The following is a 26,255-nucleotide window of genomic DNA, read 5'->3' as shown; positions in this document are numbered from 1 at the left end:
TGGCTGCTGGCGCGCGCCGGGACGCGCCGGGGCCGCGTGCTGGGCATGGCGAGTCTCGTGCGCCGTCTCGACGGCTTGCCGTGCGCCTTGCTGCCGCCCGCGCGTCCCTACCTGGACTGGCTGGACGGCATCGGCTGCCGTACCCTGGGACAGCTGCGCCATTTGCCCCGGCCCGGCTTGCAGCGCCGCTGCGGCGGTGCCTTGCTGGACATGCTCGACGATGCGCATGGCCACAGCACGGAACTGTTCCTGTGGCTCGAAGCGCCGCCCACGTTCCGCGCCAGCCTGGAACTGTTCGACCGCGTGGAGCATGCGGAAGCGCTGCTGTTCGGCGCGCGCCGCTTGCTGCAGCAGATGACGGGATGGCTGTGCGCGCGGCAATTTGCCGTCGAGCGCATTCAATTGCTGCTGGCTCACGAGCGGGGCAGGGTGGCGCGCCCGCCCACCGTGATCGACCTGGCCTTGGGCGAAGCCGTCTGGCGCGACGAGCATTTATTGCGTTTGCTCAAGGAGCGCCTGGCGCAGCTGGTGCTGGACGCGCCCGTGATCGGCCTCACCCTGGAAGCGCTGCGGGTGCAGCCCATGGCGCCGCCCAGCGACACCCTGTTCCCCGAGCCGGGCGGCACGCCGCAGGAGCGCCAGCGCCTGATGGAATTGCTGGTGGCGCGCCTGGGCGCCGAGAATGTCTTGCAGGCGGCGCCACGCGCCGATTACCGGCCCGAAGCAGCCAACCAGTGGCTGCCGCTGCCGGCCAGGTCCGCTGCAAGAAACGCGGCGCCGGACTTGCCGCCCGGCTTGCCCGGCATGCCCCGTCCCGGCTGGCTGCTGGCCCAGCCCGTCGCCCTGCTGATGCGCGAACACCGGCCGTTCTATGGCTCGCCCCTGAAAATGGTGTCCGTGGCCGAGCGCATCGAGGCGGGCTGGTGGGGCCAGTCGCAGGCGCGCGATTATTTCATTGCCGAAGGCCTTGACCACGCCCACTACTGGGTCTATCGCGAACGCATCGCCGGCAGCGGCGAGGATGCCGCGCCGCGCTGGTTTTTGCATGGCTTGTTTGGCTGAACGGGTGGCGTGGGCAGGCACGGGCAAGCTGGTTCCGGCGCCGTCCAGCAGAAGCGGGGATGCTTGGCTATACTTGCTTCCCGGTGCCGCGTATTTAATTCAAGTAAAGGATTTCCATGTCACAGCTTTCCGATTTTCCCATCACCCAGAAGTGGCCTGCCCAGCATTCCGAACGCCTGCAGCTGTACTCGCTGCCGACGCCGAACGGCATCAAGGTGTCGATCCTGCTCGAAGAGCTGGGCCTGGCGTACGAGCCCCACCTGGTCAGCTTCGAACGCAACGAGCAGCTGTCGCCCGCCTTCCTGTCCCTCAATCCGAACAACAAGATTCCCGCCATCCTCGATCCGGACGGTCCCGATGGCAAGCCGCTGGCCCTGTTCGAGTCGGGCGCCATCCTGCTGTACCTGGCGGAAAAGACGGGCAAGTTCATCCCTTCGGACGCGGGCTTGCGCTACGAAACCATCCAGTGGCTGATGTTCCAGATGGGCGGTATCGGCCCCATGTTTGGCCAGGTGGGCTTCTTCCATAAATTTGCCGGCAAGGAGTACGAAGACAAGCGTCCGCTGGAACGCTATCTGGGCGAAGCGAAGCGGCTGTTGGGCGTGCTTGAGCAGCGCCTGCAGGGCCGCGACTGGATCATGGGCGGGCAATACACGATTGCCGACATCGCCATCTTCCCGTGGGTGCGCTGCCTCGTGGGATTCTACGGTGCGGGCGATCTCGTCGGCTTTGCCGATTTCCCGAACGTGCAGCGCGCGCTCGATGCCTTCCTTGTCCGTCCAGCCGTCATCAAGGGCCTCGATATCCCCAAGCGCGACTGATCTTGCCAGCTGCCTGCGGCAGCGGCCGGGCGGCGCTACAATGCGCCATCGGCCGCGCTGCGCGGCAGCTTTGATCTGAGACAATGAAATCCACCCGGCAAGATTTTCCCGGCGCGCACGGCCATGTGCTGGCGGCGCGCCTCGATGCGCCCGACGGCGCCATCCGCGCGTACGCGCTGTTCGCCCACTGTTTTACCTGCGGCAAGGACGTGCTGGCCGCGCGGCGCATCGCGCAAGGCTTGACGGAGCACGGCATCGCCGTGCTGCGCTTCGATTTCACGGGACTGGGCGCCAGCGGGGGAGAATTTGCCGCCACCAATTTCTCGTCGAACGTGGACGACCTGGTCGCCGCCGCCGACTTTTTGCGGGCCAGGCACGCCGCGCCGCAATTGCTGATCGGCCACAGCCTGGGCGGCGCCGCCGTGCTGGCCGCCGCCGCGCAAGTGCCGGAAGCGACGGCCATCGCCACCCTGGCCGCCCCCAGCACGCCCGCTTACGTCACGCGCATGTTCAGCGGCCACCTGGCGCAGATCGCCGCCGAGGGCGAGGCACTGGTGCAGCTGGAAGGGCGGCCGTTCCGCATCCGCCAGCAATTCGTCGACGATGCGGGCAGCCACAGCTTGAAAGACCACATCGCGGGCCTGCGCCGCGCCCTGCTGGTGATGCATGCGCCGAACGACACGACGGTGAGCCTGTCGAATGCGATGGATATCTTTACGGCCGCCAAACACCCGAAAAGCTTCGTTTCGCTCGACGATGCCGACCACTTGCTGACGGGGCGCGATGACGCGGCCTATGTGGCCAATGTCATCGCCGCCTGGAGCGCGCGTTACCTGCAGCCGCAGTAATCAGGAATCAGGCTGGGCCAGCTTGGCCAGGATGGCGTCGCAATCGGATTCATAGCCGTGCAGGGGCAAGGAGCGCAGCTTCCCTGCGTACCGCGCCATGGCGGCGGGGTCTTGCGTGGCAGCCGCGGCTTGCGCCTGCGTCGCCAGCTTGTCGATGACTGCGGCATAGCACATATTGCTGTTGAACGAGGTCCACAATACGCCCGCCTAAAAGGCCAGCGAGGCGATGGCCAGGATGGCGGCGGTGGCAATGGTGAAGCGGAGCATGGCGTCTTTTCATGAAAAACGCCGTACCGGCACAGGGCGGGTACGGCGTGGAGCGGAATATGGCGGGATGACTTGAATGCCTGGGCAATCCTGCCTGTATTCAGTCTTCGTCAAACTCTGCCGAAAGATCCTTCCAGCCCTTGCTGGCAGCAAAGGCGGAAAACTCTTCCGGCGCTTCCAGGACGATCAGTTTCTTGTCTTGCAGGCCCAGGTCGCCATGGCCGAAGTCGGGGCCTACATAGCCGAGGCTGCGCAAGCGGGCCAGGATGTGGCCGACCAGGGTCTTGTCCTTGTAGGCGCCCGCTTCGAGCGGGGCGGCGAAATCGACGTAGACGTCAATGATGCCGTAGCCTTCATCGAAGATGCGGATGGCCTTGATGTCGTGGGCACGGCCGGAGCCGTCGGTGGCCTTGAAGGGGCCGCTGAGCTGGATGTCGGTGTCATTGTTCATCTTGTCAGCATACACCAAAAGCGGCCCCCGCATAGGGGGCGCCGCGCAAAACCTGTGCCGATATCGCCGTCTCAGCGCGCTTGCAGGATGGCCGACAGGCGGTCGCGCGTGCCGGCGATGCGTTCCAGTTGCGGGTACTGCAAGCCGCCGTGGTAGTCGAGCGCGACCGTCTGGAATTGCTTGCCCTTGCGAACCAGCAAGTTGATCGGTTGCGGGCTCGCCTTGGCCGCCTGGATGGCCGCCTTCAGCAGCTTGGGCGTGTAGGCTGTGCCATTGACGGCGAGCAAAGTCGTGTTGCCGGACAAGCCCGCCTTGAAGGCGGGGCCATCCCACAGCACCTTATCCAGCTTGCCATCCTTGGCGATGCTCAAGCCCAGCGAATACGTGAGGTCCGTGCGTTTGCTGCGCTCTTCCTCGGCTTTCAGGAACGGCGTGGGCATGTCGCGGTAGACCAGCTTCCAGCCGGCCCGGGCCAGGCCGTCCAGCGGCGCGCCGGGGCCGTGGCCGTCCAGGCGCGTGCGCAGGAACGTGGCCCAGTCGTGCGGCTGCACGGCGTTCAGGGCCGCCACCACGTCCTCGAAGGTGTAGGGCAGGGGCGTGGTGCTGCCGTCCTGCACGCCGAAGAAGGCGCGCGCAAAGTCGTCGAGCGAGCGGCGCTCGCCGGACAGTTCGCGGATGGCGGTATCGACGTCGAGCCAGACCAGGGCGCCTTCCATGTAATAGTCTTCATCGCGCTGCCAGCTGCTCCAGCCGATGGGACGGCGGCCATTGATGATGGGATCGTTGGTCGTGTCCTGCATGGCGCGCCAGCTGCGCCCCGGCATTACGTCGTAATGGGCGGCCGTCGCGGCGAACAGGTCGCGCATGTGGGCCGGGGCCACCAGGCCGGAGCGGGCCGCCAGCACATTGCCCCAGTACTGCGTCTGGCCTTCGTAGACCCACAGCAAGCTGTTTTGCAGCGGCGTGTTGAAGTCGGGCGTGTCCTGGCCGGCCGGACGGCGGAACTTGCCATTCCACGAATGCGTGAGTTCGTGCGGCAGCAGCACGCGCTCCGCCTCGTTCTTGTCCCAGTCGCTGAAATAGCCGGGCTTGACGCCGTTTTCGCTCGACTGCATGTGTTCGCGGCCAATGCCGCCGAACTCGTCGCTCAAGGCCAGCAGGAAATCGTAGTGGCGGTAGTGGCGCGCGCCGAACAGTTTATAAGCTTGCTGCATCATCGCGCGGTGTTTCTCGACCTGCTGCGGCGTCACCTCCAGGCTGTCGGCGCTGTCGGCCATCACATTCAGGTGCACGGGCACTGCGGCGCCCGGGTCGAGGTCAATGCGTTCGAAATGGCGTCCCGCGAAGACGGGCGAGTCGACCAGGGTGTCGAGGTCCAGCACTTCGAAATCGATCTGCTGGCTGGCCGGCGTCGCCGCACGCGCGCGCACTTCCAGCGCGCTGGCAAATTCCCAGCCGGCCTGCAGGGTCAGGCTGGGCTGCACGACGATGTCGCGCGCGGCGCGCCCGGCCGGATACAGGGTCATCGCATGCCATTGCACGCCCAGCATGGCGCTGGTCATGGTGATGCGGCCCTGGCTCGTGTCGACGGGCGAGAGGAACTGGTATTGCGCTTCCACCGTGCCGGCGCCGGCCGGCACGTCCACGTGAAACGCGAACATATTGACGGGGTCGCGCCGCCATTCCAGGGGCGCGCCATTGGCCGACAGGCGCAGACCCGCCAGCTGATTCAGGGGACCGCTGGGGCCGTGATTGCCCGGCACCCATTGCGGATACAGCAAGGTCAGCTTGCCCGGCGCGGCGGGAATGCTTTCACGGATGGTGAACAGCTGCTGCGCCACATTGCTGGCGTCGACGTGCAGCACGATGGGCGCGGGCGGGGCGGCCTGGGCGGAAGCGGCGACGAGAACGGCGAGGGACAGGCACAGGAGGGAACGGGCGTGGGGCATGGGACGGGGCGGCGGCTGGATGGCAAAGGACGAGTCTAGCATTCTGTAAAAATTTCTTACAAATTTATGGCCGTCTGGGGCGTTTTTCGCCGATTTCAAGGCCTTGAAAGGGGCTGGGCAGGCCGTATATCGGTAACAGGCGGATGCTCATGGTGAGGTCCGCCCCTCTTATCGCTTTAATGAAAAGGATAGTTATCATGCGTACTTTTGACCTTGCTCCCCTGTACCGTTCCGCCATTGGCTTCGACCGCCTGGCACAGCTGCTCAACGAACAGCGCGCCGATGCGCAACCCAGCTACCCACCCTACAACATCGAACTGGTATCGGAAGATAAATACCGGATCGTGATGGCATTGGCCGGTTTCTCGCGTGAAGAGATCGACATCATCACGGAGCGCGATTCCCTGCACGTCACGGGCCGCAAGCAGAAGGATGGCGTCGAGCGCACGTTCTTGCACCGCGGCATCGCTGCCCGCGATTTCGAGCAGCGTTTCCAGCTGGCCAACCATGTGAAGGTCACGGGCGCCACGTTTGAAAACGGCATGCTGACCATCGACCTGGTGCGCGAAGTGCCGGAAGCGCTGAAACCGCGCAAGATCGAGATCGGCACCGGCAGCGGCGCCACCGTCAGCACCCTGGAACAGCGCCAGGCAGCCTGATGCGATTTGAATGAGCTGATGCCGGCGCCATGCGCCGGCATTGCCAGGAGGGAACATCCCCTTCCCATGCAGTAAAATACTGGCCGGTCGATCCGGCCAGTGTCACGTCCGGCGTCCGTTCGGACCCCGCCGCGGACCTGCATCGATCGCCATGCGGCGTGCGTGCGGCAGGCAAGATTAAACCCCGCTTAAAGGCGCAAACGCCTGTTTCCAAATGGAAAAATGTTAAGCACCGCCTAAGACTCGTGGCCCACTATTGCATACATCAAAATCTCATTGAATGAGGAGCAATTCATGGAACAGCAAACGAATACCGCATCGCTGAAAATCAAACGCACCGTAGCCGCGCTGGCCGCGATCGGTGTGCTGGGTGCCGGCGGCGCCATGGTGATCCATCAAAACAATGCCGGCGCGAATGCTGCCGCTGGCGCGCCTGCCGCCCCCGTGGCCGCTGCCGTCGCGCCTGCCACCGCCGCCGCACCGCTGGTGGCCTTGCCCGACTTTAGCCAGATCGCCGCGCGCAACAGCCCGGCCGTCGTCAATATCAGCGTGACGGGCAGCACCAAGGTGGCCTACGACCCATCGGCCCAGGCCGGCAACGACGACTTCGGCAACGACCCGTTCTTCGAATTCTTCCGCCGCTTCCAGGGGCCGCAAGGGGGCCAGCGGGGCGGCCGCGACGTGCCCACGCACGGCCTCGGTTCCGGTTTCATCGTCAGCCCGGACGGCGTCATCATGACGAATGCCCACGTGGTGCGCGATGCGCGCGAAGTGACGGTCAAGCTCAACGACCGCCGCGAATTCCGCGCCAAGGTGCTGGGTTCGGATCCGAAGACGGATATCGCCGTGCTGAAGATCGACGCCAACAACCTGCCCGTCGTGCCGCTCGGCCATTCGAGCGACCTGAAAGTGGGCGAGTGGGTGCTGGCCATCGGTTCCCCTTATGGCTTCGACAGCACGGTGACGGCGGGCGTGGTCAGCGCCAAGGGCCGTTCCCTGCCGGACGACAGCAACGTACCGTTCATCCAGACGGACGTGGCGGTCAATCCCGGCAACTCGGGCGGCCCCCTGTTCAACACGCGCGGCGAAGTGGTGGGCATCAATTCGCAGATCTACAGCCAGACGGGCGGCTTCCAGGGCCTGTCGTTCGCCATTCCCATCGACCTGGCCAGCCGCATCAAGGACCAGATCGTCGCCACGGGCAAGGCCAGCCATGCCAAGCTGGGCGTGACGGTGCAGGAAGTGAACCAGGGCTTTGCCGACTCGTTCAAGCTGGCCACGCCGGAAGGCGCGCTGGTGGCCAACGTGGAGCGGGGCAGCCCGGCCGACAAGGCGGGCCTGAAATCGGGCGACGTGGTGCGCAAGGTGAATGGCCAGCGCATCATCGGCTCGGCCGACTTGCCTGCGCTGGTGGGCACGTCCTTGCCAGGCGACAAGATCAGCATGGATGTCTGGCGTGACGGCAAGATCGTCAGCCTGACGGCAACGCTCGGCAATGCGGCCGACAAGGTGGCCGAAGTGGCGAAGAGCGACAGCGCCGCGGGCAAGGTAAAACTGGGCCTGGCCCTGCGTCCGTTACAATCGGATGAAAAACGCGAGGCGGGCATCAGTGCCGGCCTGCTGGTGGAAGACGCGGGCGGCGCGGCGGCGAATGCCGGGGTGCAGCCGGGCGACGTGTTATTGTCGGTCAATGGCCGTCCCGTCAACACCGTCGAGCAGGTGCGCGACGTGGTCGAGAAATCCGCCAAGTCCGTGGCCTTGCTGATACAGCGGGGACCGGACAAGATTTTCATTCCCGTGCGGCTGGGGTAAATACCGGGGTCAGTCACTTCGTGATCGGAATGTGTCCCATCGGGATACATTCCCCCGTCGGGGCCGACCCCAGCTTTTCATCTTTTTGGGTGAAAGCAAGCATAACAAGATAGAAAGGCAAGCCATGCGCTTATTGCTGGTAGAAGACGATACGATGATTGGCGAGGTGGTGCTCGACTTGCTGCGCGCCGAGCATTACGCGGTGGACTGGGTCAAGGATGGCGACATGGCCGATACGGCCCTGCAGACGCAGACCTACGACCTGGTGCTGCTGGACCTGGGCTTGCCCCGCAAGGATGGCCTCGACGTGCTGCGCTCGATGCGGCTGCGCAAGCTCGACACGCCCGTGCTGGTGGCCACGGCGCGCGACGCCGTCGAGCAGCGCATCGCGGGCCTGGACGCGGGCGCCGACGATTACGTGTTGAAGCCGTACGACCTCGACGAACTGCTGGCGCGCATCCGCGCCCTGCTGCGGCGCGCCTCGGGGCGGCCGGAACCGATCTTCGAACACCAGGGCGTGTCCATCAATCCGCTGACGCGCGAAGTGATCGCCGAAGGCCATCCCGTCAACCTGTCGGCGCGCGAATGGGCCGTGCTGGAAGCCTTGATCGCGCGTCCCGGCATCGTGCTGTCGCGCGCGCAGCTGGAAGAAAAACTGTACAGCTGGAAGGATGAAGTCAACAGCAATGCCGTGGAAGTGTATATCCACGGCTTGCGCAAGAAGCTGGGCAGCGACTTGATCCAGAACGTGCGCGGCCTCGGCTACATGGTGCCCAAGGCATGAGGATGAAGGTCACGGTGACGCACTCGCTGCGCGGCCGTCTGCTGTGGTTCCTGCTGGCCGCCATCATCATGGCGGCCCTGGCACAGGCCTCGATCGCCTACCGCAGCGCCCTGTACGACGCCGACCAGATTTTCGACTACCACATGCAGCAGATGGCCCTGTCGCTGCGCTCCGGCGCGCCGCTGGCCAACCACGCGCAGGCGTTGCCTGTCGACCCCGTCAACAACGACATGGTGGTGCAGGTGTGGACGCCGGACGGCGTGCAGGTGTTCCGCTCGATCACGCGCGCGGAACTGCCGCAGCGCGCCGTGCTGGGCTTTTCCAACGTGAAGGCCAACGGCACCACCTACCGCATCTTTTCCGTGCAGACCAGTTCCCAGACTGTGCAGATCGCCCAGGACATGGCCGTCAGGAAGCGCATGGCCGGCAGCCTGGCGCTGCGCACGGTCGGTCCCATCGCGCTGATGGCGCCCATCCTGATGCTGGTCGTCTGGTGGGTGGTCAGCGGTTCGCTGGCGCCCGTGTCGCGCGTGCGCAAGCAGGTGGCGGCGCGCCAGGCGGACGATCTGTCGCCCGTCTCGGAAGCGGGTTTGCCCGACGAAGTGCGGCCCCTCGTGCATGAACTGAACCTCTTGTTCGGGCGTGTAAAAACGGCGTTCGACGCGCAGCAGCATTTCGTCGCCGACGCCGCGCATGAATTGCGCACGCCGCTGGCGGCCCTGAAACTGCAGGTATTGAGCCTGGAGCGGGCCGAATCGGCGGAAAAACGCAGCCTGGCCATTTCCCGCGTGAGCGCCGGCATCGAACGGGCCACGCGCCTGGTCGAGCAGCTGCTGGTGCTGGCGCGCCAGGAGGCGAGCGCCGCCAGCGGCGACCAGCTGCAGGCGGTGGACTTGAACGATGTCGTCAAGCGCGCGCTGGGCGACATGGCCGGCATCGCGCAAGCGCGCAAGATCGACCTGGGCCTGCACCACATGGACCCGGCCAAGGTGGCGGGCCAGGCCGATGCGCTCAACATCATGCTGCGCAACCTGGTCGACAACGCCATCAAGTACACGCCGCAGGGCGGCACGGTGGACATCGACCTGCGCGCCAGCCCCGTCGGCGTGACCTTGTCCGTGGAAGACAGCGGTCCCGGCATCCCGCCCGAGGAGCGCGAGCGCGTCTTCAGCCGCTTCTACCGCGTGCCCGGCACGGACGCCAACGGCAGCGGTCTGGGGCTGGCCATCATCAAGGCCATCGCCGAGCGCCATGGCGCGCGCCTGGTGCTGGACAAGTCCGAGCGCCTGGGCGGCCTGTGCGTGCGCGTGGAATTCCCCCTGCCGGCGAAAAAATGAGGCAGATTTCCCTCCGACTGGCCCTGGTGTGAGGCCAATCTTTAATCTGCTGCATTGACGTGCGCGCCGTGGCCCTATATTGTCTGCGAAACAAGCAGAACCAGACCACGGAGCGCACATGCAGAAGATCGGATTTTCAGGAACCCTCGACCCCATCACCAACGGCCATATGTGGGTGATCGGCGAAGCGCGCTCGCTTGCCGACGAGGTGATCGTGTTCCTGTCGCAAAACCCCGCCAAGAAACCCCAGTTCCCCGCCGAAGACCGCAAGCGCATCATCGAGCAGAGCGCGCGCGAGTGCGGCTGGGACAATGTGCAGGTCGTCATCGTCAAGGGCGACTACACGGCGCGCGCGGCGAAAAAGCATGGCTGCGACTACCTGATACGCGGCATCCGCACGACGGCCGATTTCGACTATGAAAACCTGATCCAGCAAACCAATGTGGACGTGCTGCAGGGTGCCAAGACGATTTTCGTCATGCCGCCGCGCGACCTCGGTTCCGTCAGTTCCAGCTTCGTCAAGGCGCTGGAAGGCCCCGTCGGCTGGAACTGGACCATGAAGAAATTCGTTCCCGGTCCCGCCTACCAGGCGTGGATACTCGACTGCCTGCGCAAGGAGTGGGAAGCGCTGTGGAATTACGCCACCGCTTCCCCGGCCGACATCGCGCTGGCGGACCAATGGTTCGCGCACCTGACGGGGCCGCAGGCGTATGGCGGCCCTGACCGCCACTATCACAACCTCGACCACCTGGTGCACGGCCTGTCCGAGATCCGCGTGTGGGCCGACAATACCTATGCGCCCAAGCGCGACAGCGCGCTGGTCAAGAAGGCGTTCTGGTTCCACGACGCCGTCTACAGCCACGACGACGATGCCCTGTATTCGAGCGAAGAAGCGAGCGCCCAGCTGTGGCTGGCCAGCGGCCTCGATGCGGGCGATAACCTGGATGTGGCGCAATTGATACGCGCGACCGACCATTTCCAGGGCCCCGGCATCAGCCACGCGCTGAAAGACGCCATGCTCAGCGCCGACCTGGCCATCCTGGGCCAGGACGACGAGGTGTATCAGGCGTATACGCAAGCCATCGTCCGCGAATATGCGCACGTGGACCCCGTGCGCTTCAACGAGCAGCGGGGCCTGGCCCTCCAGCACCTGTGCGCCAAGGCGCAGGCGGGCCAGCTGTTTGGCGATGCGTATTTTGCCGGCCAGTACAACGAGCGGGCAATCGAGAACATGCAGAAGGAGATCGCGGCGCTGGCCGGCGCCTGATCCGATGCGCGGGCGTTTGCCGCTGCCCGCGTCTATTGCATGGCCTGTTTCACCGCATGCTGTACCTGCTGCAGCATCCAGTCGCATTCGAAGCGCAGTTCCGCCGACTTGCCGTTGATGGGCCCCCAGAGTTGGCGCCTGAGCCTGAGCCCCAGGGCCGCCAGTTCGACGGCGAAGGCGGGACAGGATTTGGATAGTTGCTGGAATGCCAGGCCATTCTTTTCCGAACCGTGATTTTCCAGGTCGCCAGGCTTGCAATGCACGCCTTCCTGGAAGACCGATAGCAGTTCCGTGGAACCGGCATACGAGGCGAATAGCTTGCTCATCATGGCAGAATGCCCGATCAGGTTATAGCTGGATTGAAACAGTCCCGCCTCCGCCGTGTCGGCAGCCGTATTGCTGGCACCCTTGTCGCGGCCTTCGCAATAGCGGCCCGAACTCTCGCGCATCCCCAGGCCTGTCAGGAGGACGTACAGATGCCGCAAGGTATCGGCGCCATCCTTGTCATTTTGCATGCCCAGGGCTGCGAATTGCTCGTGATACCAGGCCAGCGCATCGGTGCTGGTGTTGTGTTCCTGTGCCGCGGCGGCCATTGCCACGGCGGTGGCATCGCCTATGCTCAAGTTGTGGTAAGCCTTGGCAAATGCCAGGGCCATGCCCTTGATGTAGCCCGCTGGCGCGACGCCGCGCTTGGGCCAGTCGTAGCGTGCCACTTCGGAATGGGCTGCGATTTCCAGTATCGTTGCTTGCAGCTTTGCCGACAATTGGGCGGGCAAATGCGCCGGTAGCGGCACGGCCGATATCGCGGGCGCGGCGGCATCGATGGCCAGACCGCTGGGACGCAGGAAATACGCGGTGGGCGTCTTGTCTTTGCCTGAGGCATAGCGTGTATGGGTCTGCGCCTGCTGGTTGTCGGCGATGCGCATGGCATCGGCGTCGAGGCGCTCCGCCACGAGGTAGATGTGGTCGGCGCCAGGCGGACTCTTCAGGTCATACGTGACGCCGACATCGCCTGCCTGCTGCTCTCCTACGTCGATGCGCTGCCAGCGGCGCGACAGGCTGCCGCTGCCGCCCAGGCGTTGCGCCAGGTGTCCTGCGCCCAGGGTGAAGGGAATCTCCACGCCGGCGGAGATCAGCAAGGCGCTCAATGTTGCTGCGCAGCCATTGTGCAGTGGCGGTTGCGCATTTTCCAGCCCGAGCGCCACGGCTGTGCGCAGCTGGGCTGCATGCAGTCGTGCATCGCTATTGGCCGCCGCGATGATCTGGTCGATCAGTTGCTTGTCCATGGGTATGCTCCGTTTCTTATCGCACGATGGTTTGTCATTGCAATATGGTGAAAGTGTGCCGTGAGGGATTTATTCCGCCCTGGATTTGCCGATCAGGACGCAGGAGTCGATTTCGGCCTGGGCAAGCTCGCCCAAGGCCGCAATTTGGGCCTGTTGCGCGATGCGGACGGCTTCACTCCTCTCGTTCGCCGCAGCCTCCGTGGCACGCTGGGCTTCCGGGCTCGGCGGGTTGGCTTGTATCAGGCGCGACTGCCCCTGCTGCAGCAGACGTAGCTGTTCCTGCTGGAGCAGGGCGGCCGAGAGATTATTTCCCGTACTGTTGAGTAAAATGCTGTTGCTGGCATAGCGGTCGCGCAGATCGATCACTTGCTTGATGCTTACCTCTTGCGGCTTGAGCACTTGCAGCGATGTACGCAGTTCCGCCAGCACTGCGAGCCAGGCGAAATTGAGCGAAGAAGTTGTCTGCTGTTCGATGCTGTCGGGCCAGGTGATCGCCGTTGCGAAAGGGCGCTTGCGCTGTTCATAGCTCGACAGGACGACGCTCAGGCAGGCCACCTTGTCGGCCGCCCTGGCGTACAGCGTCGATTGCTGGTCCAGCGAGTAGCGGGATGCGACCAGGCCGGCGCCACCGCCGATGACGGCGCCGAGTGCTGCTGTCGGCAGCGATTTGAGCAGGCCGCCCGCAGTCCCTATGGCGCCGCCCGTCAAGGCCCAGTCGCTCTGGTTATAGACGGCGCGCTGGCTATCCTCGGCCAGCTTCAGATACCAGAATCTTTGCTTGAGCAATAGCATCTTGCTCTGTTCCAGCGTGGTGGGAGCGCCAAACAAGGTATCTTTCTCCACGCTCATGGTCAGCGCATCGCCTTCTGCGCTGCTGGGCATGCGAAAGATCGGATAGGCATTCGGCGGTGCAAAGCCGCACCCGCCCAATAGCAGCGCCAGTAATGGCAGCACAGGAAATGCTTTCATTTCGCTCCTCCTTGCATTGCATAAATGCAATTACCGAAGGGAAATGTACGTGCAATTCAAAGTAACTACAAGTTAACTATTTTTTTTGTCGCAGTGTTATTTTTATGCCGGGAAGGTGTAGAAACGTGTGTGCTGGTGTATTGCTGAGGCTGCTTCTTGCGCACGGAGTTCCCGAAGGCGGCGCCAGGTTTCACATTGACAGTGACCGTGCGCCCGCCGCATGCGCCAGCGCATCGTCGAGCCGGTCGTTGCCCCAGAATAGTTCGCCGCCGCTGAGGAAGCTGGGGGCGCCGAACAGGTGCAGCGCTTGCGCCTGCTGCGTCTGGCGGCGCAGGCGCAGCTTGTTGTCCGGTGTCAAAGCCAGCGCCACGATGGCGCCCGCATCGAGACCCAGCCCGGCCAACGCTTCGCTGACGGCCTCGAGGTTGTCGATGTCGCGGTCTTCGGCGAAATTCATCGTCATCATGCGGCGCGCAAACGGCGCGATCCAGCCCTGGTCCGCGCCGACGAGGGCCACGCGCATGGGCAGCAGGGCCGTGCGGGGAAAGGCGGCGGGCTGGCGCCACGGCAAGCCGTATTTGTCGCACTGGCGCGCCATGTCGCGACACGTGTAGTCGCCCTTGATTTTTTGCAAGACGAACGGTGACGTTTCCCAGCCCAGCGCCTTGAAGACGACGCCCAGCAGGAAGGGTTTCCAGATCACCTGCACCTTCTTTTCACGCGCCAGCGCCTCGATGCGCATGGCGCTCAGGTAGCTGTAGTTGCTGCCGAAGTCGAACCAGAATTCCAGTGTGGCCATGGTCTCTTTTCCATGCGGTAATGCAGGGTTGATCCTGCGCCGGGGTGCGGAGGCCGGACTGCAGCGCCGGCCCCCGCTTGTCGACCTAGCGCGGCGTGGCCGTTGCCTTGCCCCGCGCCACGTGCAGTTTCTTGAAGCTGTCGATCAGGCGCTGGTGCCGGTCGAGGCCTTCCAGTTGCATGCTGGTGGGCGTCAGGCCGAAGAAGCGCACGCTGCCGTCCACGGAACCCAGCACCGCGTCCATGCGGGCGTCGCCGAACATGCGGCGGAAATTGACTACGTAATCGTCCAGCTCCAGCTCGTCATCGAGTTCCACTTCCAGCACCACGTTCAAGGCTTGATAGAACAGCTTGCGTTCGAGCGTGTTGTCGTTGTACTGCAGGAAGGTTTCCACCAGCTCTTTCGCCTCTTCGAATTGCTGCAGGACAAGCTGTATCAGCAGTTTCAATTCCAGAGTCGTCAGCTGGCCCCAGACCGTATTTTCATCGAACTCGATGCCGATCAGGGTGGCGATGTCGCCATACTCGTCAAGCTCGCTGTTTTCCAGGCGGTCGAGCAAGTCTTCCAGGCTGGCATCGTCCATACGGTGCAGGTTCAGGATGTCGGCGCGGAACAGCAGCGCCTTGTTGGTGTTGTCCCAGATCAAATCCTCGACCGGATAGACTTCCGAATAACCGGGCACGAGGATGCGGCAGGCGGTGGCGCCCAGCTGGTCATACTCGGCCGTGTAGACTTCCTTGCCCATGCCGGCGAGGATGCCGAAAAGGGTTGCCGCTTCCTCGGCATTCGAGTTGTCGCCGTGACCGGAGAAATCCCACTCGACAAAATCGTAATCGGCCTTGGCGCTGAAGAAGCGCCACGAGACGATGCCGCTGGAATCGATGAAGTGTTCGACGAAGTTGTTCGGCTCGGTGACGGCTTCGCTGGCAAACGTGGGCTGCGGCAAGTCGTTCAAGCCTTCGAAGCTGCGGCCCTGCAGCAATTCCGTCAGGCTGCGCTCGAGCGCCACTTCCAGGCTCGGGTGCGCGCCGAACGAGGCAAACACGCCGCCCGTGCGCGGGTTCATCAGGGTGACGCACATCACCGGGTACACGCCGCCCAGCGACGCATCTTTCACCAGCACGGGGAAACCCTGTTCTTCCAGTCCCTGTATGCCGGCCACGATGCCTGGATATTTCGCCAGCACGTCCTGCGGCACGTCGGGCAGGGCGATCTCGCCTTCGAGGATTTCGCGTTTGACGGCCCGTTCGAAAATTTCCGACAAGCATTGCACCTGCGCTTCGGCCAGGGTATTGCCGGCGCTCATGCCATTGCTGACATACAGGTTTTCAATCAGGTTGGACGGGAAATACACGGTCTCGCCATCGGACTGGCGCACATACGGCAGCGAGCAGATGCCGCGCTCCGCATTGCCGGAATTGGTGTCGATCAGGTGCGAACCGCGCAGCTCGCCATCGGCATCGTAGATGTCCAGGCAATAGGCATCGAGAATCTCTTTCGGCAGTGCATCCTTGCGGCCCGGCTTGAACCAGCGCTCGTTCGGGTAATGGACAAAATCCGCGTTGGCGATGTCGTTACCCCAGAACGATCCCGCGTAGAAATGGTTGTTGCTGAGGCGCTCGATATACTCGCCCAGGGCCGACGCCAGCGCGCTTTCCTTGGTTGAACCCTTGCCGTTGGTGAAACACATGGGCGAGTGCGCATCGCGGATGTGCAGCGACCACACGTTGGGAATGATGTTGCGCCACGAGGCGATTTCAATCTTGATGCCCAGGCCCGCCAGCAGGCTGGACATATTGGCGATGGTCTGTTCCAGCGGCAAGTCCTTGCCCACGATATAGGTGCTCGCGCCAGGGGCCGGATTCAAGGTCAGCAGGGCCTGGGCGTCGGCGTCCAGGCTCTCCACCTCTTCAATGACGAACTCGGGGCCCGCCTGCACCACTTTCTTGACCGTGCAACGGTCGATCGAGCGCAGGATGCCCTGGCGGTCCTTGGCCGAGATATCGGCCGGCAGCTCGACCTGGATCTTGAAAATCTGCTGGTAACGGTTTTCCGGGTCAACAATATTGTTTTGCGACAGACGGATATTTTCGGTTGAAATATTGCGTGTATCGCAATACAACTTCACGAAGTACGCGGCACACAGTGCCGATGATGCCAAAAAGTAATCGAACGGGCCCGGCGCCGAACCATCGCCCTTATAGCGGATGGGCTGGTCGGCGATGACCGTAAAATCGTCGAACTTGGCTTCGAGACGCAGCTTGTCGAGAAAGTTGACTTTAATTTCCATGGGAGAATCCAATACTGTGCATATGAGTTAGCCGCTATTATCCGTGCTTTCCGCCGCAGGGCAAAGATTGTTCACTGCGGCCACGCTGGCGGGGCGCCGCCGGAGCAGGCGGTCAGGGCGGGACAGGGGCGCGTGCCCCGGGGAAGCGGACACGCGGCTGCCCAGAGGGGACGGTGCCAAATTGCACTGCCCAGATGCGCCTGTTATCATCGTTTGCATTCAAGGCAACGACTATCTGAATGGAGTTCACAGTGACGGCATACATCCCCGCATTGATCTGGCTGCTCTCGGCAGTGGCTTGCCACCTGATCGCCAAACGGCGCCTTTTGAAAAGAACGGCCGTCAGGGACATGATCGTCGCTCTGACCGGCCCGTTTGCCATCCCCTGGTTTCTTATCGCCAAGTCCGAAAAAGCCTGACGACGCGAGCACCTGCAGGTCGGGCTGCGCATTTGCAGCGGCTGGAGTCTGTGCATGGCAGGGGCGGGTGTTGAATTTTTCAATCTTTGGCACGGAGGAAGAATATGCAAGTCAAGCGAATCGTTGCAAATTTCTCGACGCCGGATGTGGCACTGGCCCGCACTTTTTACCAGGACGTGCTGGGTCTCAACCTTTTGATGGATCACGGCTGGATCGTCACATATGGTTTGCCAACCGAAATGAGCGTTCAGGTGAGCTTTGCGACGGAAGGCGGCTCGAACACGGCAGTGCCGGACCTTTCCATCGAAGTCGATGATGTGGATGCTGCATTCGCGCGCATGTCGGCCGCCGGGTTTCCCATCGAATATGGACTTGCCGATGAACCCTGGGGCGTCAGGCGGTTTTTCGTGCGCGACCCTTTCGGCAAACTCATCAATATTCTGTCGCACGCCTAGGCGGGGCGCCAGCGGCAGCGCTGGGCGCAAGCCATCTTTGATCCAGCGCCTGCCATCCGGCCGCATGTTGATGCCGACAATGATGCAGACAAAAAAACAGCGGCTGCCCATGCTGGCGCAGCCGCTGTTTTTTCAGGCGGACAGGGCGATCAGAACTTCACCCACAGCCGGCCAAAGTAGGAAGCGCCGTTCAGGCCGAACTGCACGCTGTCGTATTTGAAGCCGTTATCCGTTTCGTCCGGATTCTGCGTGGTGGGCTTGACGTTGAAGATGTTGTTGCCGCCAAACGTCAGCTTGGTGTTCTTGTTGATGCTGTAGGTGAAGCTCAGGTCGGCCGACGTCTTGGCCGCGTAGCGGGCGTTGGGCACGCCGGCGGCCGTGCCGCTGAAGGTGCCCAGGGTTTGCGGGCCAAAATAAATGATGCGCAAGTCCGATTCCAGCTTGCCCGTGATGTAGTCGAAGCCCAGGGTGGCTTTCGCGCGGGGGCCGCCCTGTTCGATGAACAGCCGTTCGCGCTCGGACAGCAGCACGTCTTCATAGCCTTTCAGCGAGTCCGGCGTCTTGACCTTCGTCACTTCCGTCTTGCTCAGGTTCAAGGCCAGGAAAGTGTTCAGGCGGTTGCCGGCCAATTCGCCCTTGTGCGAAGCCGTCAGGTCCAGACCCCGCGTGCGCGTGTCGATGGAGTTGACGAAGAACTGCGCCTCGCCCACGCCCAGGAGGGCCAGGCGTGCGGCCAGGTCCGGATAGTTGTCGGCATTGAAGCGGCCCGACAGCACGATGCGGTCCTTGATCTTGATGTTGTACAAGTCGGCCGTCACGGAAATGGCTTGCGTGGGCGTCCAGGTGGTGCCGAACGTAAAGCTGGTGGACTTTTCTTCTTTCAGCTTGGGGATGCCGGCCGCGTTGGCGACGGTGCCGCCGTTGGGCGCCAGCACCACATCCGTGGGCACGCCGCCGATGAAGTCGGTGAAGGTGGATGAGAAATACACCTGCTGTAACGATGGCGCGCGGAAACCCGTGCTGGCCGAGCCGCGCAGCAGCACGTTGGGCGCCACTTTATAGCTGGCGGCCAGCTTGCCCGTTACGGTGGAGCCGAAATCGCTGAATTTTTCATAGCGCAGCGCGGCCTGGGTTTTCAGGCGTTCCGTCCAGTCCAGTTCCACGTCGCCATACGCGGCGATGCTGTGGCGTCTGGCCTTGGTGGCGTCGCCGGGCTGGAAGCCGGGGAAGCCCTGGCTGCCCGCGTTGCCGCCCACGCCCACGCCGTCGGCGTCGATGTAGGAACCGGGTTCGCCGGCCATGATCTTGTATTGCTCGCTGCGGTATTCGGCGCCGAAGGCCACGTTCATGCCGCTCATCACCGTGTCGTAGTAGCGGCTGAAGTCGGCGTTGCTGGTCAGCTGCTGGAACGAGAAGCCGCCCGCGTCGTAGCTGCTGGCGCTGACGCCCTTGCCGCCGTTCATCAGGTCGAGGTTGGCGATGGACGCGTTCAAGGTATGGCTGATGTCGTAGCGCATCTTGTTGTAGCCATAGGTTTGCGAAAAGTCCGCATGCCATTCGCCGATCTGGCTGCGGTGGCCGATGGTGGCGTACTGGTCGTCGATCTTGCCGTTGATGAAAGGCACGAAGCCGTCCGGGTACATGGCGGCGGAATTGCGCGACGGGATGTCGTCGCTGCCGATGCCGCCCCGGCCGAACGCGGCGCTGGACGCGTCGCGCGTCTGCGCGCCGGCCGTGAAGTACAGCTTGCCCGTGCTGCTGGTGGCGTAGTCGCCATTGATGTACAGGGTCTTGTTTTTGGACTTGGTGTCGCCGATGATGCGCATGCTGTCTGCGTCGGCCCGGTTCGAGCGGCCGCGGTCCAGGTATTCGCCCGTGATGGCCAGGGTGCCCTTGTCGCCCAGCGCGATGCCGCAATAGGCGGACGTCATGTAGTTCTTGCCGTCGCCTGCGGAATACTGGCTGTAGCCGGCCACCGCTTCGCAGCCCAGGCTTTTCTTTAGTTCGATGTCGATCACGCCGGCAATGGCGTCCGAGCCGTACTGGGCGGCGGCGCCGTCGCGCAGCACTTGCACGTTCTTGATCGCCAGCAAAGGAATCGCATTCATGTCCGTGCCCGTGTTGCCGCGGTTGCGCGCGCCGAACAGGTTGACGAGGGCCGTCGTGTGGCGCCGCTTGCCATTGACCAGCACCAGGGTCTGGTCGGAGCCGAGGCCGCGCAGGGCGGCCGAATCGATCAGGTCGGCCCCGTCGGCGCCCGTCTGGCGCGTGGAGTTGAACGAGGGCGAGATGTATTGCAGCGATTGCGCCAGGTCGAACTGGCCGCCCTGTTCTGCCACCTTGGAAATGGGAATGATATCGACCGGCACCATGGTATCGGTGGCGGAGCTGGCGACCCGGCGCGAGCCGACCACGCTGACCGTTTGCACGGGACCGTCCGTGGCGGCCGCTTCCGTGTTCTGGGCCATGGCGGCGGGGCTGAAGGCGGCCAGGGCGGCGCTGCCGTACAGGCTGATGAGGACTGCTTTACGCAAGGTAGTGAGGGTCGGCACGCAGTATCTCCAATTGGCTGATGAGCAAGATTCGTGACTTGATTCTAGTGCCATCTTTTCAGCATTCACCAGCGATACTTTGTTTTGTTGTTACAAATTTGCTGTAACTGTTGTTTCCTGGTTGATTATCTTTTGGCCTCTGTCTCGCTTGCCTTGTGCTGGTGCAGCATGCCCCGTTCAGGTGCTGCGTTGCACCATGCCGCCCACCCAGATGGCTTGCGCGCCGTACTGCACGTCGATCAGGCAGGGCTGCTGCGTCACGTGGCCCTGGCGCAGGTGCAGCGACTGCTGCAAGTGCGCTGCCAGCGCGCCCGCCGCCACGCCCGTGGCGCTGTCTTCCAGCGCCGGGTCCAGGTGATTGAAGTTGCGCCCTTCGTACTCGTGCTCGCCCGTGCGGCAGTACGCATAGCAGCCGTTGACCTTGTGCAAGGCGCTCCAGTCGGCAATCAGTTCCAGATTAGGCCGCAGCGCGCGCAGGGTGGTGCGGTCGGCCACTTCCAGCAGCAGCTTCGGACTGCCTACGGACGCGACGACGGGCGGCGACAGCAAATGCATGTGCTGGCCCATGAGCTCGGAAGGCACATATTTTTCCACCAGGACGGCAGGCGCCGGCTGCGGCGCCAGGCCGATGAACAATCCCTCCGCGCGGCGCACCAGCTGCAAGGCCTGTCCGCGCATGGCGGTGGTGATCGTCAGCGCCGCCGGCGCGCCGGGCGCCGCCAGCAACACATGCGCGGCGGCCAGGGTGGCGTGCAGGCACAGGGGGCTGCGCGTGTGCGGATAAAAATAGTCGAGCACGATGCTGCCGTCCGCCTGGCGGTCGAGGAAGACACAGGCGCTGACCTGGCGTGCGCGGGCAAAGGCCTGGCGCTGCGCTTGCGTGCCGTGGTCGTTTTCCACGACCAGCGCCGCATTGCCGCCACCGGGGGCGGCGCCGAAACATTTTAATGAGTGGACGATCATGGCGGGCACTGTGCAAGGTAAAACCCCAGCATAACTGAGATGGCCGTTTTCAGATGAGTATAATATACTGTGTTTATATACAGTATTGAGGTAGATCATGGGGAGTGCAGTCCTACCCGAGTATGCTGAGTTGTACTGCCTGAGCAATTTCAGCTTCCTGCATGGGGCCTCGCATGCGGAAGAGCTGGTGGCGCGCGCTGTCCAGCTTGCTTACCGGGCGCTGGCGATTACCGACGAGTGCTCGCTGGCCGGCGTCGTGCGCGCCCATGCGACAGCCAAGCGGGCTGGTTTCCCCTTGATTATCGGCGCGCACTTTCACTTGACGCAGGGCGACGGCAGTCCGGCTCCGTCCCTGCTGGCGCTGGTGCGGGACCGCGATGGCTACGGCAACTTGTCGGAACTGATCACCATGGCGCGCACGCGGGCGGCCAAGGGCCGCTATTTGCTGACGCCCGGTGATTTCGCCGCGCCGTCGGAGGAGGGTGCCCATTTGCGGGGATTGCCGGGCTGTCTGATGATCTTGTTGCCCAGCTATCCGGCCCAGCCGGGGATGCTGCGCGCGCAGGGAGAGTGGATGCTGTCGACCTTTGGGAGCGAGCGCAGCTGGATAGGCCTGAACCTGCTGCAGCGGGCGCAGGATGACGCGCACCGCCTTGCCGTGCAGGACGCGGCACAGGCGCTGGGCTTGCCCGTGGTGGCCGTCGGCCATGTGTGCATGCATGTGCGTTCGCGCAAGCCCTTGCTCGACACCTTGTGTGCGATACGCGTGGGCAAACCCGTGGGCGAGTGCGGCTATGCGCTGGCGCAAAACGCGGAGCAGCATCTGCGCGCGCGCTTGCGCCTGGCCAATGTGTATCCGCCGCAGGCGCTGGCGGAAACCCTGCGCATCGCGGACCTGTGCACATTTTCCCTCGACAGCTTGCGCTATGACTATCCCGACGAACTGGTGCCCGACGGCCATACGCCGGCGACGTATTTGCGCGAGGAAACGTACGCGGGCGCGCGGCTCCGCTTTCCGCTGGGCATCCCGGCCAACGTGCAGCAGCAGGTCGAACAGGAGCTGGAACTGATCGCGGAGCTGTCGTATGAAGCCTACTTTTTGACCGTGTACGACATCGTGCGCTTTGCCCGTTCGCAAAACATCCTGTGCCAGGGCAGGGGGTCGGCCGCCAATTCGGCCGTCTGTTATTGCCTGCACATCACGGAAGTGGACCCGGCGCGCGGCAATTCCCTGGTCGGGCGCTTCATGTCGCGCGAGCGCAACGAGCCGCCCGACATCGACGTCGACTTCGAGCACCAGCGGCGCGAAGAAGTGATTCAATATATCTACGGCAAGTATGGGCGCGAGCGGGCCGCGCTGGCGGCCGTAGTGATCAGCTACCGGCCCAAAAGCGCCTTGCGCGACAGCGGCCGGGCGCTGGGGATCGACCTGGCCATCGTGGAAAAAGTGGCCAAGGCGCACCGCTGGTTCGACGGCAAGCGCGATCTGCTGGAGCGCCTGGCCGAATGCGGGCTGGACCCGGAAGCGGCATTGTCGCAGCAGTGGGCCGGCCTGGCGCAGCAGTTGCTGGGCTTTCCCCGCCATTTGTCGCAGCATCCGGGCGGCTTTGTCATCGCGCAAGGCAAGTTGTCGCGCCTGGTGCCGATTGAAAACGCGGCCATGGCCGAGCGCAGCGTCATCGAGTGGGACAAGAACGACCTCGAGGAACTGGGCTTGATGAAGGTCGACGTACTGGCGCTGGGCATGCTGTCGGCCCTGCGCCGCGCCCTGGAACTGGTCGGTGCGCGGCGCGGCGAGCCACTCCGCCTGCAGGATATTCCTGCCGAAGACCCCACCACCTACGACATGATGTGCGAGGCCGATACCATCGGCGTATTCCAGATCGAGTCGCGCGCGCAGATGAGCATGCTGCCCCGGCTGCGTCCCCGCGAATTCTACGACCTTGTCATCGAGGTGGCGCTCGTGCGTCCCGGCCCCATCCAGGGCGGCATGGTGCATCCGTATCTGCAGCGGCGCCAGCAGAAGGAAGCGGTCGACTATCCGAAGGGCCTGGAAAAGGCGCTGGGGCGCACCCTGGGCATTCCCATCTTCCAGGAGCAAGTGATGCAGGTGGCCATCATCGCGGCCGGTTTCACGCCCGGCGAAGCGGACCAGTTGCGGCGCGCCATGGCAGCCTGGAAACGCAAGGGCGGCATGAACAATTACCATGACCGCATCGTCAATGCCATGGTGAAGAATGGTTACGACAAGGAGTTTGCCGAGGCCATCTTCAGCCAGATCGAAGGCTTTGGCGAATACGGTTTTCCCGAGTCGCACGCGGCCAGTTTCGCGCTGCTCACGTACGCCAGTTCCTGGCTGAAATGCCACGAACCGGCCGCCTTCCTGTGCGCCTTGCTCAACAGCCAGCCCATGGGTTTTTACAGCCCCTCGCAACTGGTGCAGGATGCGCGCCGGCATGGCGTGCAAGTGCTGCCTGTCGATGTGGCCGTCAGCGGCTGGGAAGCGGCATTGGAAGACGGGCAGGGTGCCGCGCCCGCCGTGCGCCTGGGCTTGAACAGCTTGTTCGGCATGCGCGTGGAGGCCGCCCGGCGCATCGAGGATGCGCGCGCCATCGCCGCCTTCGTCGACGTGGCCGACCTGGCGCGGCGTGGCGGCCTGGACCGCCATGACTTGCAGGTGCTGGCGGCCGGCAACGCCCTGCACGCGCTGGCCGGCCACCGGCGCGCGGCGCTATGGCAGGCGGCCGGCGCCGTGCCCGACAGGGATTTGCTGCGCGTCACCACGCACGAGGAAGACTTGCCCGTGCTGGCCGCGCCCACGGAAGGGGAAAGTATCGTCAGCGATTACCGCGCGCAAGGCCTGACTCTGGGCCGCCATCCGCTGGCGCTGCTGCGCAGGCAATTGCTGGAACAGCGTTTCATGCCCGCGTCCGCGCTGGCCAGCTACACGGATGGCCAGTTGGCGCGCGCCTGCGGCATCGTCACCGTGCGCCAGCGCCCGGGCACGGCCAAGGGCGTGATCTTCATGACCCTGGAAGACGAAACGGGCACCGTCAACGTCATCGTCTGGCCCGACCTGGCGGAAAGCCAGCGGCGCGAAGTGCTGAGCGCGCCGCTGCTGGGCGTGTATGGCGTGTGGCAGCGCGAGGGCATCGTGCGCAACCTGGTGGCCAAGCGCCTGGTCGACATGTCGCACCTGCTGGGACGCTTGAGAACCAGCAGCCGCGATTTCTGTTGAGAGTTGCCGGTGGGGCGGAGGGCATGGCATTATTTGCAGATGACAACATTACCCGAACCGATCATGCGTCCCGCCCTGGTCGCCGACGCGCCCGCCATCGTCGCCCTGATCGACGACCTGATGCCCTTTTTGACCCTGCACCCGGACGGCGCGGGGGCGGACAAGTTCATCGAACATTGCCGCCAGCCAGCCATCGAAGGCTATCTGTCCGATCTGCGCTATGCCTACCAGCTCGCGCATATCGACGGCGAGCTGGCCGGCGTGGTGGCCATGCGCGACCACACGCATCTGTTCCACATGTTCGTGCCGCGCGCGCTGCACCGGCGCGGCATGGCGCGCCGCCTGTGGCAGGCCGCCCGCGATGCCTCGCTGGCCAGGGGCGGTGTGACGGCGTTTACCGTCAATTCCTCGGCCTACGCCTTGCCCCTGTACCAAAGCCTGGGCTTTGTTGCCACGGGACCCAAGGTGGAGACGGGCGGCATCGCTTTCGTGCCGATGCGCATGGAATTGTAAAAATAACCCGACGGCAAGGGCCGGGGTCAGACCCGGCGGGTCTGACCCCAGTTTTTGCTTGCAGGCTTATGGCGCTTATTTACCAGCGCACGATCTTGCCCGGATTCATGATGTTCTTCGGGTCCAGCGCATGCTTGAGGGCACGCATGGTGTCGATGGCGCCTTCGCCATGCTCTTCCACGAGGAAGGCCATCTTGTGCATGCCCACGCCATGCTCGCCCGTGCACGTGCCGTCCATGCCGATGGCGCGCGTGACCATGTCGCTGTTGACCTTTTCTGCGCGGGCGATGTCGTTTGGATCGTCCGGGTCGACCAGCATCTGCACGTGGAAATTGCCGTCGCCCACGTGGCCGATGATGGCGTAGACGAGGCCTTGCGCTTCGCAATCGGCCTGGGTGGCGAGGATGCATTCGGCCAGGCGCGAAATGGGCACGCAGCAATCGGTGGAAATGGCGCGGCTGCCGGGACGCATCTGCAGCAGGGCAAAGTATGCGTTGTGGCGCGCGGCCCACAGGCGCGAGCGGTCTTCGGGACGGCTGGCCCATTCGAAATCGCTGGCGCCGTGCTCCGCCGTGATGGCTTGCACCAGCTGCGCCTGCTCAGCCACGCTGGCCGGCGTGCCGTGGAATTCAAACAGCAGCAGCGGCTTTTGCGGCAAGGCCATCTTGTCGTAGGCATTGATGGCCTTGACGCCATTTTCATCGAGAAACTCGACCCTGGCCACAGGAATACCCATCTGGATGGTCTGGATCACGGCGCTGACGGCCCCGCCCGTGCCGGGGAACGAACACACGGCCGCCGAGATCGCTTCCGGCAGCGGATACAGTTTCACCGTCACTTCCGTGATGATGCCCAGGGTGCCTTCGCTGCCGACGAACAAGCGCGTCAGGTCGTAGCCGGCCGACGATTTTTTCGCCCTGGTCCCCGTCTTGATGATGCGGCCGTCGGCCGTCACCACCGTCAGGGCCAGCACGTTTTCGCGCATGGTACCGTAGCGCACGGCGTTCGTGCCCGAGGCGCGCGTGGCGGCCATGCCGCCCAAGGATGCATTGGCGCCCGGGTCGATGGGGAAGAACAGGCCCGTGTCGCGCAGCTCCTCGTTCAGTTGCTTGCGCGTCACGCCCGCCTGCACGGTGGCCGTCAAGTCTTCACCATGCACGGCTACCATCTGGTTCATTTGCGACAGATCAATCGTCACGCCGCCATGCAGGGCCAGCACGTGGCCTTCCAGCGAGGTGCCGCTGCCATAGGCGATGACGGGCACGTCGTGCGCGCTGCACAGTTTGACGGCAGCCGCCACTTCCTCGGTGGAATGGGCGAAGATGACGGCGTCCGGCAGCATGGGAGGATAGCTCGACTCGTCGCGGCCATGGTGGGCGCGCATGGCTTGCGTCATGGAAAAGCGGTCGGCAAAGATCAGGGAAAGTACGGCAGCAAGGGATACGGGCAGCGGTTTTTTCAGTACCGCCAACTGGTCAGTTTGATTCACGCAAGTCCTCCGTTTTTTTTATTCT

General features: G+C 63.8%; 22 protein-coding genes. 12 read left to right on the top strand and 10 right to left on the bottom strand.

The genetic code is table 11. The annotated features are described in order from the left end of the window. From GCN75_RS21255 to GCN75_RS21245, 3 genes are all read left to right on the top strand, one after another. A partial coding sequence (locus tag GCN75_RS21255) for a Y-family DNA polymerase (protein ID WP_152284176.1) occupies positions 1 to 1,062 on the top strand: 1,062 nt, incomplete at its 5' end. Positions 1,063 to 1,178: 116 nt separating this feature from the next. After that, a complete protein-coding gene (locus GCN75_RS21250; RefSeq protein WP_152284175.1) occupies positions 1,179 to 1,883 on the top strand; it encodes a glutathione S-transferase N-terminal domain-containing protein in 705 nt (234 codons plus the stop codon). 83 nt (positions 1,884 to 1,966) lie between these two features. Then, positions 1,967 to 2,731 carry an alpha/beta hydrolase family protein gene (locus GCN75_RS21245; RefSeq protein ID WP_152284174.1) on the top strand — a complete coding sequence of 255 codons (765 nt, stop codon included), beginning with the start codon at positions 1,967 to 1,969 and terminating at the stop codon, positions 2,729 to 2,731. Here GCN75_RS21245 and GCN75_RS21240 read toward each other — a convergent pair whose 3' ends face one another. The 3 genes from GCN75_RS21240 to GCN75_RS21230 all read right to left on the bottom strand — a co-directional run bounded on the left by GCN75_RS21240 (position 2,732) and on the right by GCN75_RS21230 (position 5,440). Continuing rightward, positions 2,732 to 2,929, bottom strand: coding sequence for a hypothetical protein (locus GCN75_RS21240; RefSeq protein WP_152284173.1), 198 nt, complete (start codon positions 2,927 to 2,929; stop codon positions 2,732 to 2,734). 169 nt (positions 2,930 to 3,098) lie between these two features. Continuing rightward, positions 3,099 to 3,449: a hypothetical protein gene (locus GCN75_RS21235; protein ID WP_086136420.1), complete on the bottom strand. Its 351-nt coding sequence runs from the start codon at positions 3,447 to 3,449 to the stop codon at positions 3,099 to 3,101. A 71-nt stretch (positions 3,450 to 3,520) separates the two neighbouring features. Next, positions 3,521 to 5,440 (bottom strand): M61 family metallopeptidase, encoded by a 1,920-nt coding sequence (locus GCN75_RS21230; RefSeq protein ID WP_226941505.1) that lies wholly within the window; start codon positions 5,438 to 5,440, stop codon positions 3,521 to 3,523. Positions 5,441 to 5,595: 155 nt separating this feature from the next. On the opposite strand from GCN75_RS21230, the gene GCN75_RS21225 reads away from it, so the two are divergent. The 5 genes from GCN75_RS21225 to coaD all read left to right on the top strand — a co-directional run bounded on the left by GCN75_RS21225 (position 5,596) and on the right by coaD (position 11,257). After that, a complete protein-coding gene (locus GCN75_RS21225) occupies positions 5,596 to 6,057 on the top strand; it encodes an Hsp20 family protein (RefSeq protein ID WP_152284172.1) in 462 nt (153 codons plus the stop codon). A 294-nt stretch (positions 6,058 to 6,351) separates the two neighbouring features. Next, the gene (locus tag GCN75_RS21220) at positions 6,352 to 7,869 is read left to right on the top strand and encodes a Do family serine endopeptidase (RefSeq protein ID WP_152259328.1); all 1,518 of its coding nucleotides are present in this window, start codon (positions 6,352 to 6,354) and stop codon (positions 7,867 to 7,869) included. A gap of 124 nt (positions 7,870 to 7,993) precedes the next feature. Further along, entirely contained in the window at positions 7,994 to 8,653 is a 660-nt protein-coding gene (locus GCN75_RS21215) for a response regulator (protein ID WP_010400558.1), read from the top strand. A gap of 2 nt (positions 8,654 to 8,655) precedes the next feature. Further along, positions 8,656 to 9,990, top strand: coding sequence for an ATP-binding protein (locus GCN75_RS21210; RefSeq protein ID WP_152284182.1), 1,335 nt, complete (start codon positions 8,656 to 8,658; stop codon positions 9,988 to 9,990). Between the two features lie 118 nt (positions 9,991 to 10,108). Beyond that, the gene (gene coaD / locus GCN75_RS21205; protein ID WP_152284171.1) at positions 10,109 to 11,257 is read left to right on the top strand and encodes a pantetheine-phosphate adenylyltransferase; all 1,149 of its coding nucleotides are present in this window, start codon (positions 10,109 to 10,111) and stop codon (positions 11,255 to 11,257) included. Positions 11,258 to 11,289: 32 nt separating this feature from the next. Here coaD and GCN75_RS21200 read toward each other — a convergent pair whose 3' ends face one another. From GCN75_RS21200 to GCN75_RS21185, 4 genes are all read right to left on the bottom strand, one after another. Continuing rightward, the gene (locus tag GCN75_RS21200; protein WP_152284170.1) at positions 11,290 to 12,543 is read right to left on the bottom strand and encodes a hypothetical protein; all 1,254 of its coding nucleotides are present in this window, start codon (positions 12,541 to 12,543) and stop codon (positions 11,290 to 11,292) included. 69 nt (positions 12,544 to 12,612) lie between these two features. Beyond that, positions 12,613 to 13,512, bottom strand: a complete 900-nt coding sequence (locus tag GCN75_RS21195) for a hypothetical protein (protein ID WP_152284169.1) — start codon at positions 13,510 to 13,512, stop codon at positions 12,613 to 12,615. A 190-nt stretch (positions 13,513 to 13,702) separates the two neighbouring features. Further along, complete coding sequence (locus GCN75_RS21190) at positions 13,703 to 14,311, bottom strand: 2-hydroxychromene-2-carboxylate isomerase (RefSeq protein WP_152284168.1); 609 nt, start codon at positions 14,309 to 14,311, stop codon at positions 13,703 to 13,705. An 85-nt stretch (positions 14,312 to 14,396) separates the two neighbouring features. Next, positions 14,397 to 16,601, bottom strand: coding sequence for an OsmC domain/YcaO domain-containing protein (locus GCN75_RS21185; protein WP_152284167.1), 2,205 nt, complete (start codon positions 16,599 to 16,601; stop codon positions 14,397 to 14,399). 251 nt (positions 16,602 to 16,852) lie between these two features. On the opposite strand from GCN75_RS21185, the gene GCN75_RS29265 reads away from it, so the two are divergent. Both GCN75_RS29265 and GCN75_RS21180 read left to right on the top strand, forming a co-directional pair. Next, positions 16,853 to 17,020 (top strand): hypothetical protein, encoded by a 168-nt coding sequence (locus GCN75_RS29265; RefSeq protein WP_193317590.1) that lies wholly within the window; start codon positions 16,853 to 16,855, stop codon positions 17,018 to 17,020. 104 nt (positions 17,021 to 17,124) lie between these two features. After that, on the top strand, positions 17,125 to 17,475 hold the full coding sequence (locus GCN75_RS21180) for a VOC family protein (RefSeq protein ID WP_152284166.1): 351 nt from the start codon (positions 17,125 to 17,127) through the stop codon (positions 17,473 to 17,475). 149 nt (positions 17,476 to 17,624) lie between these two features. Here GCN75_RS21180 and GCN75_RS21175 read toward each other — a convergent pair whose 3' ends face one another. Then, a complete protein-coding gene (locus GCN75_RS21175) occupies positions 17,625 to 20,027 on the bottom strand; it encodes a TonB-dependent receptor plug domain-containing protein (RefSeq protein ID WP_152284165.1) in 2,403 nt (800 codons plus the stop codon). 177 nt (positions 20,028 to 20,204) lie between these two features. After that, positions 20,205 to 20,990 (bottom strand): PhzF family phenazine biosynthesis protein, encoded by a 786-nt coding sequence (locus GCN75_RS21170; protein WP_152284164.1) that lies wholly within the window; start codon positions 20,988 to 20,990, stop codon positions 20,205 to 20,207. A 97-nt stretch (positions 20,991 to 21,087) separates the two neighbouring features. On the opposite strand from GCN75_RS21170, the gene GCN75_RS21165 reads away from it, so the two are divergent. Next, positions 21,088 to 24,228 (top strand): error-prone DNA polymerase, encoded by a 3,141-nt coding sequence (locus GCN75_RS21165; protein ID WP_152284163.1) that lies wholly within the window; start codon positions 21,088 to 21,090, stop codon positions 24,226 to 24,228. A 39-nt stretch (positions 24,229 to 24,267) separates the two neighbouring features. Further along, positions 24,268 to 24,741 carry a GNAT family N-acetyltransferase gene (locus tag GCN75_RS21160; RefSeq protein ID WP_226941504.1) on the top strand — a complete coding sequence of 158 codons (474 nt, stop codon included), beginning with the start codon at positions 24,268 to 24,270 and terminating at the stop codon, positions 24,739 to 24,741. A gap of 79 nt (positions 24,742 to 24,820) precedes the next feature. Here GCN75_RS21160 and GCN75_RS21155 read toward each other — a convergent pair whose 3' ends face one another. Continuing rightward, positions 24,821 to 26,230, bottom strand: coding sequence for an FAD-binding oxidoreductase (locus GCN75_RS21155; protein WP_405002832.1), 1,410 nt, complete (start codon positions 26,228 to 26,230; stop codon positions 24,821 to 24,823). Positions 26,231 to 26,255: the final 25 nt, after the last annotated feature.

The organism is Janthinobacterium violaceinigrum (assembly GCF_009208555.1).
GTDB lineage: Bacteria > Pseudomonadota > Gammaproteobacteria > Burkholderiales > Burkholderiaceae_D > Janthinobacterium > Janthinobacterium violaceinigrum.
The sequence above is the reverse complement of the archived record's forward strand: the minus strand, read 5'-3'. Positions and strand labels throughout refer to the sequence as shown.

Bases quoted from the DNA above. Each gene is read 5' to 3' on its own strand.
- GCN75_RS21195 (WP_152284169.1), bottom strand. From the start codon at position 13,512: ATGAAAGCATTTCCTGTGCTGCCATTACTGGCGCTGCTATTGGGCGGG.
- GCN75_RS21200 (WP_152284170.1), bottom strand. From the start codon at position 12,543: ATGGACAAGCAACTGATCGACCAGATCATCGCGGCGGCCAATAGCGAT.
- GCN75_RS21220 (WP_152259328.1), top strand. From the start codon at position 6,352: ATGGAACAGCAAACGAATACCGCATCGCTGAAAATCAAACGCACCGTA.
- GCN75_RS21235 (WP_086136420.1), bottom strand. From the start codon at position 3,449: ATGAACAATGACACCGACATCCAGCTCAGCGGCCCCTTCAAGGCCACC.
- coaD (WP_152284171.1), top strand. From the start codon at position 10,109: ATGCAGAAGATCGGATTTTCAGGAACCCTCGACCCCATCACCAACGGC.
- GCN75_RS21210 (WP_152284182.1), top strand. From the start codon at position 8,656: ATGAAGGTCACGGTGACGCACTCGCTGCGCGGCCGTCTGCTGTGGTTC.
- GCN75_RS21245 (WP_152284174.1), top strand. From the start codon at position 1,967: ATGAAATCCACCCGGCAAGATTTTCCCGGCGCGCACGGCCATGTGCTG.
- GCN75_RS21190 (WP_152284168.1), bottom strand. From the start codon at position 14,311: ATGGCCACACTGGAATTCTGGTTCGACTTCGGCAGCAACTACAGCTAC.
- GCN75_RS21250 (WP_152284175.1), top strand. From the start codon at position 1,179: ATGTCACAGCTTTCCGATTTTCCCATCACCCAGAAGTGGCCTGCCCAG.
- GCN75_RS21165 (WP_152284163.1), top strand. From the start codon at position 21,088: ATGGGGAGTGCAGTCCTACCCGAGTATGCTGAGTTGTACTGCCTGAGC.
- GCN75_RS21225 (WP_152284172.1), top strand. From the start codon at position 5,596: ATGCGTACTTTTGACCTTGCTCCCCTGTACCGTTCCGCCATTGGCTTC.
- GCN75_RS21160 (WP_226941504.1), top strand. From the start codon at position 24,268: ATGACAACATTACCCGAACCGATCATGCGTCCCGCCCTGGTCGCCGAC.
- GCN75_RS21215 (WP_010400558.1), top strand. From the start codon at position 7,994: ATGCGCTTATTGCTGGTAGAAGACGATACGATGATTGGCGAGGTGGTG.
- GCN75_RS21170 (WP_152284164.1), bottom strand. From the start codon at position 20,990: ATGATCGTCCACTCATTAAAATGTTTCGGCGCCGCCCCCGGTGGCGGC.
- GCN75_RS21230 (WP_226941505.1), bottom strand. From the start codon at position 5,440: ATGCTAGACTCGTCCTTTGCCATCCAGCCGCCGCCCCGTCCCATGCCC.
- GCN75_RS21185 (WP_152284167.1), bottom strand. From the start codon at position 16,601: ATGGAAATTAAAGTCAACTTTCTCGACAAGCTGCGTCTCGAAGCCAAG.
- GCN75_RS21180 (WP_152284166.1), top strand. From the start codon at position 17,125: ATGCAAGTCAAGCGAATCGTTGCAAATTTCTCGACGCCGGATGTGGCA.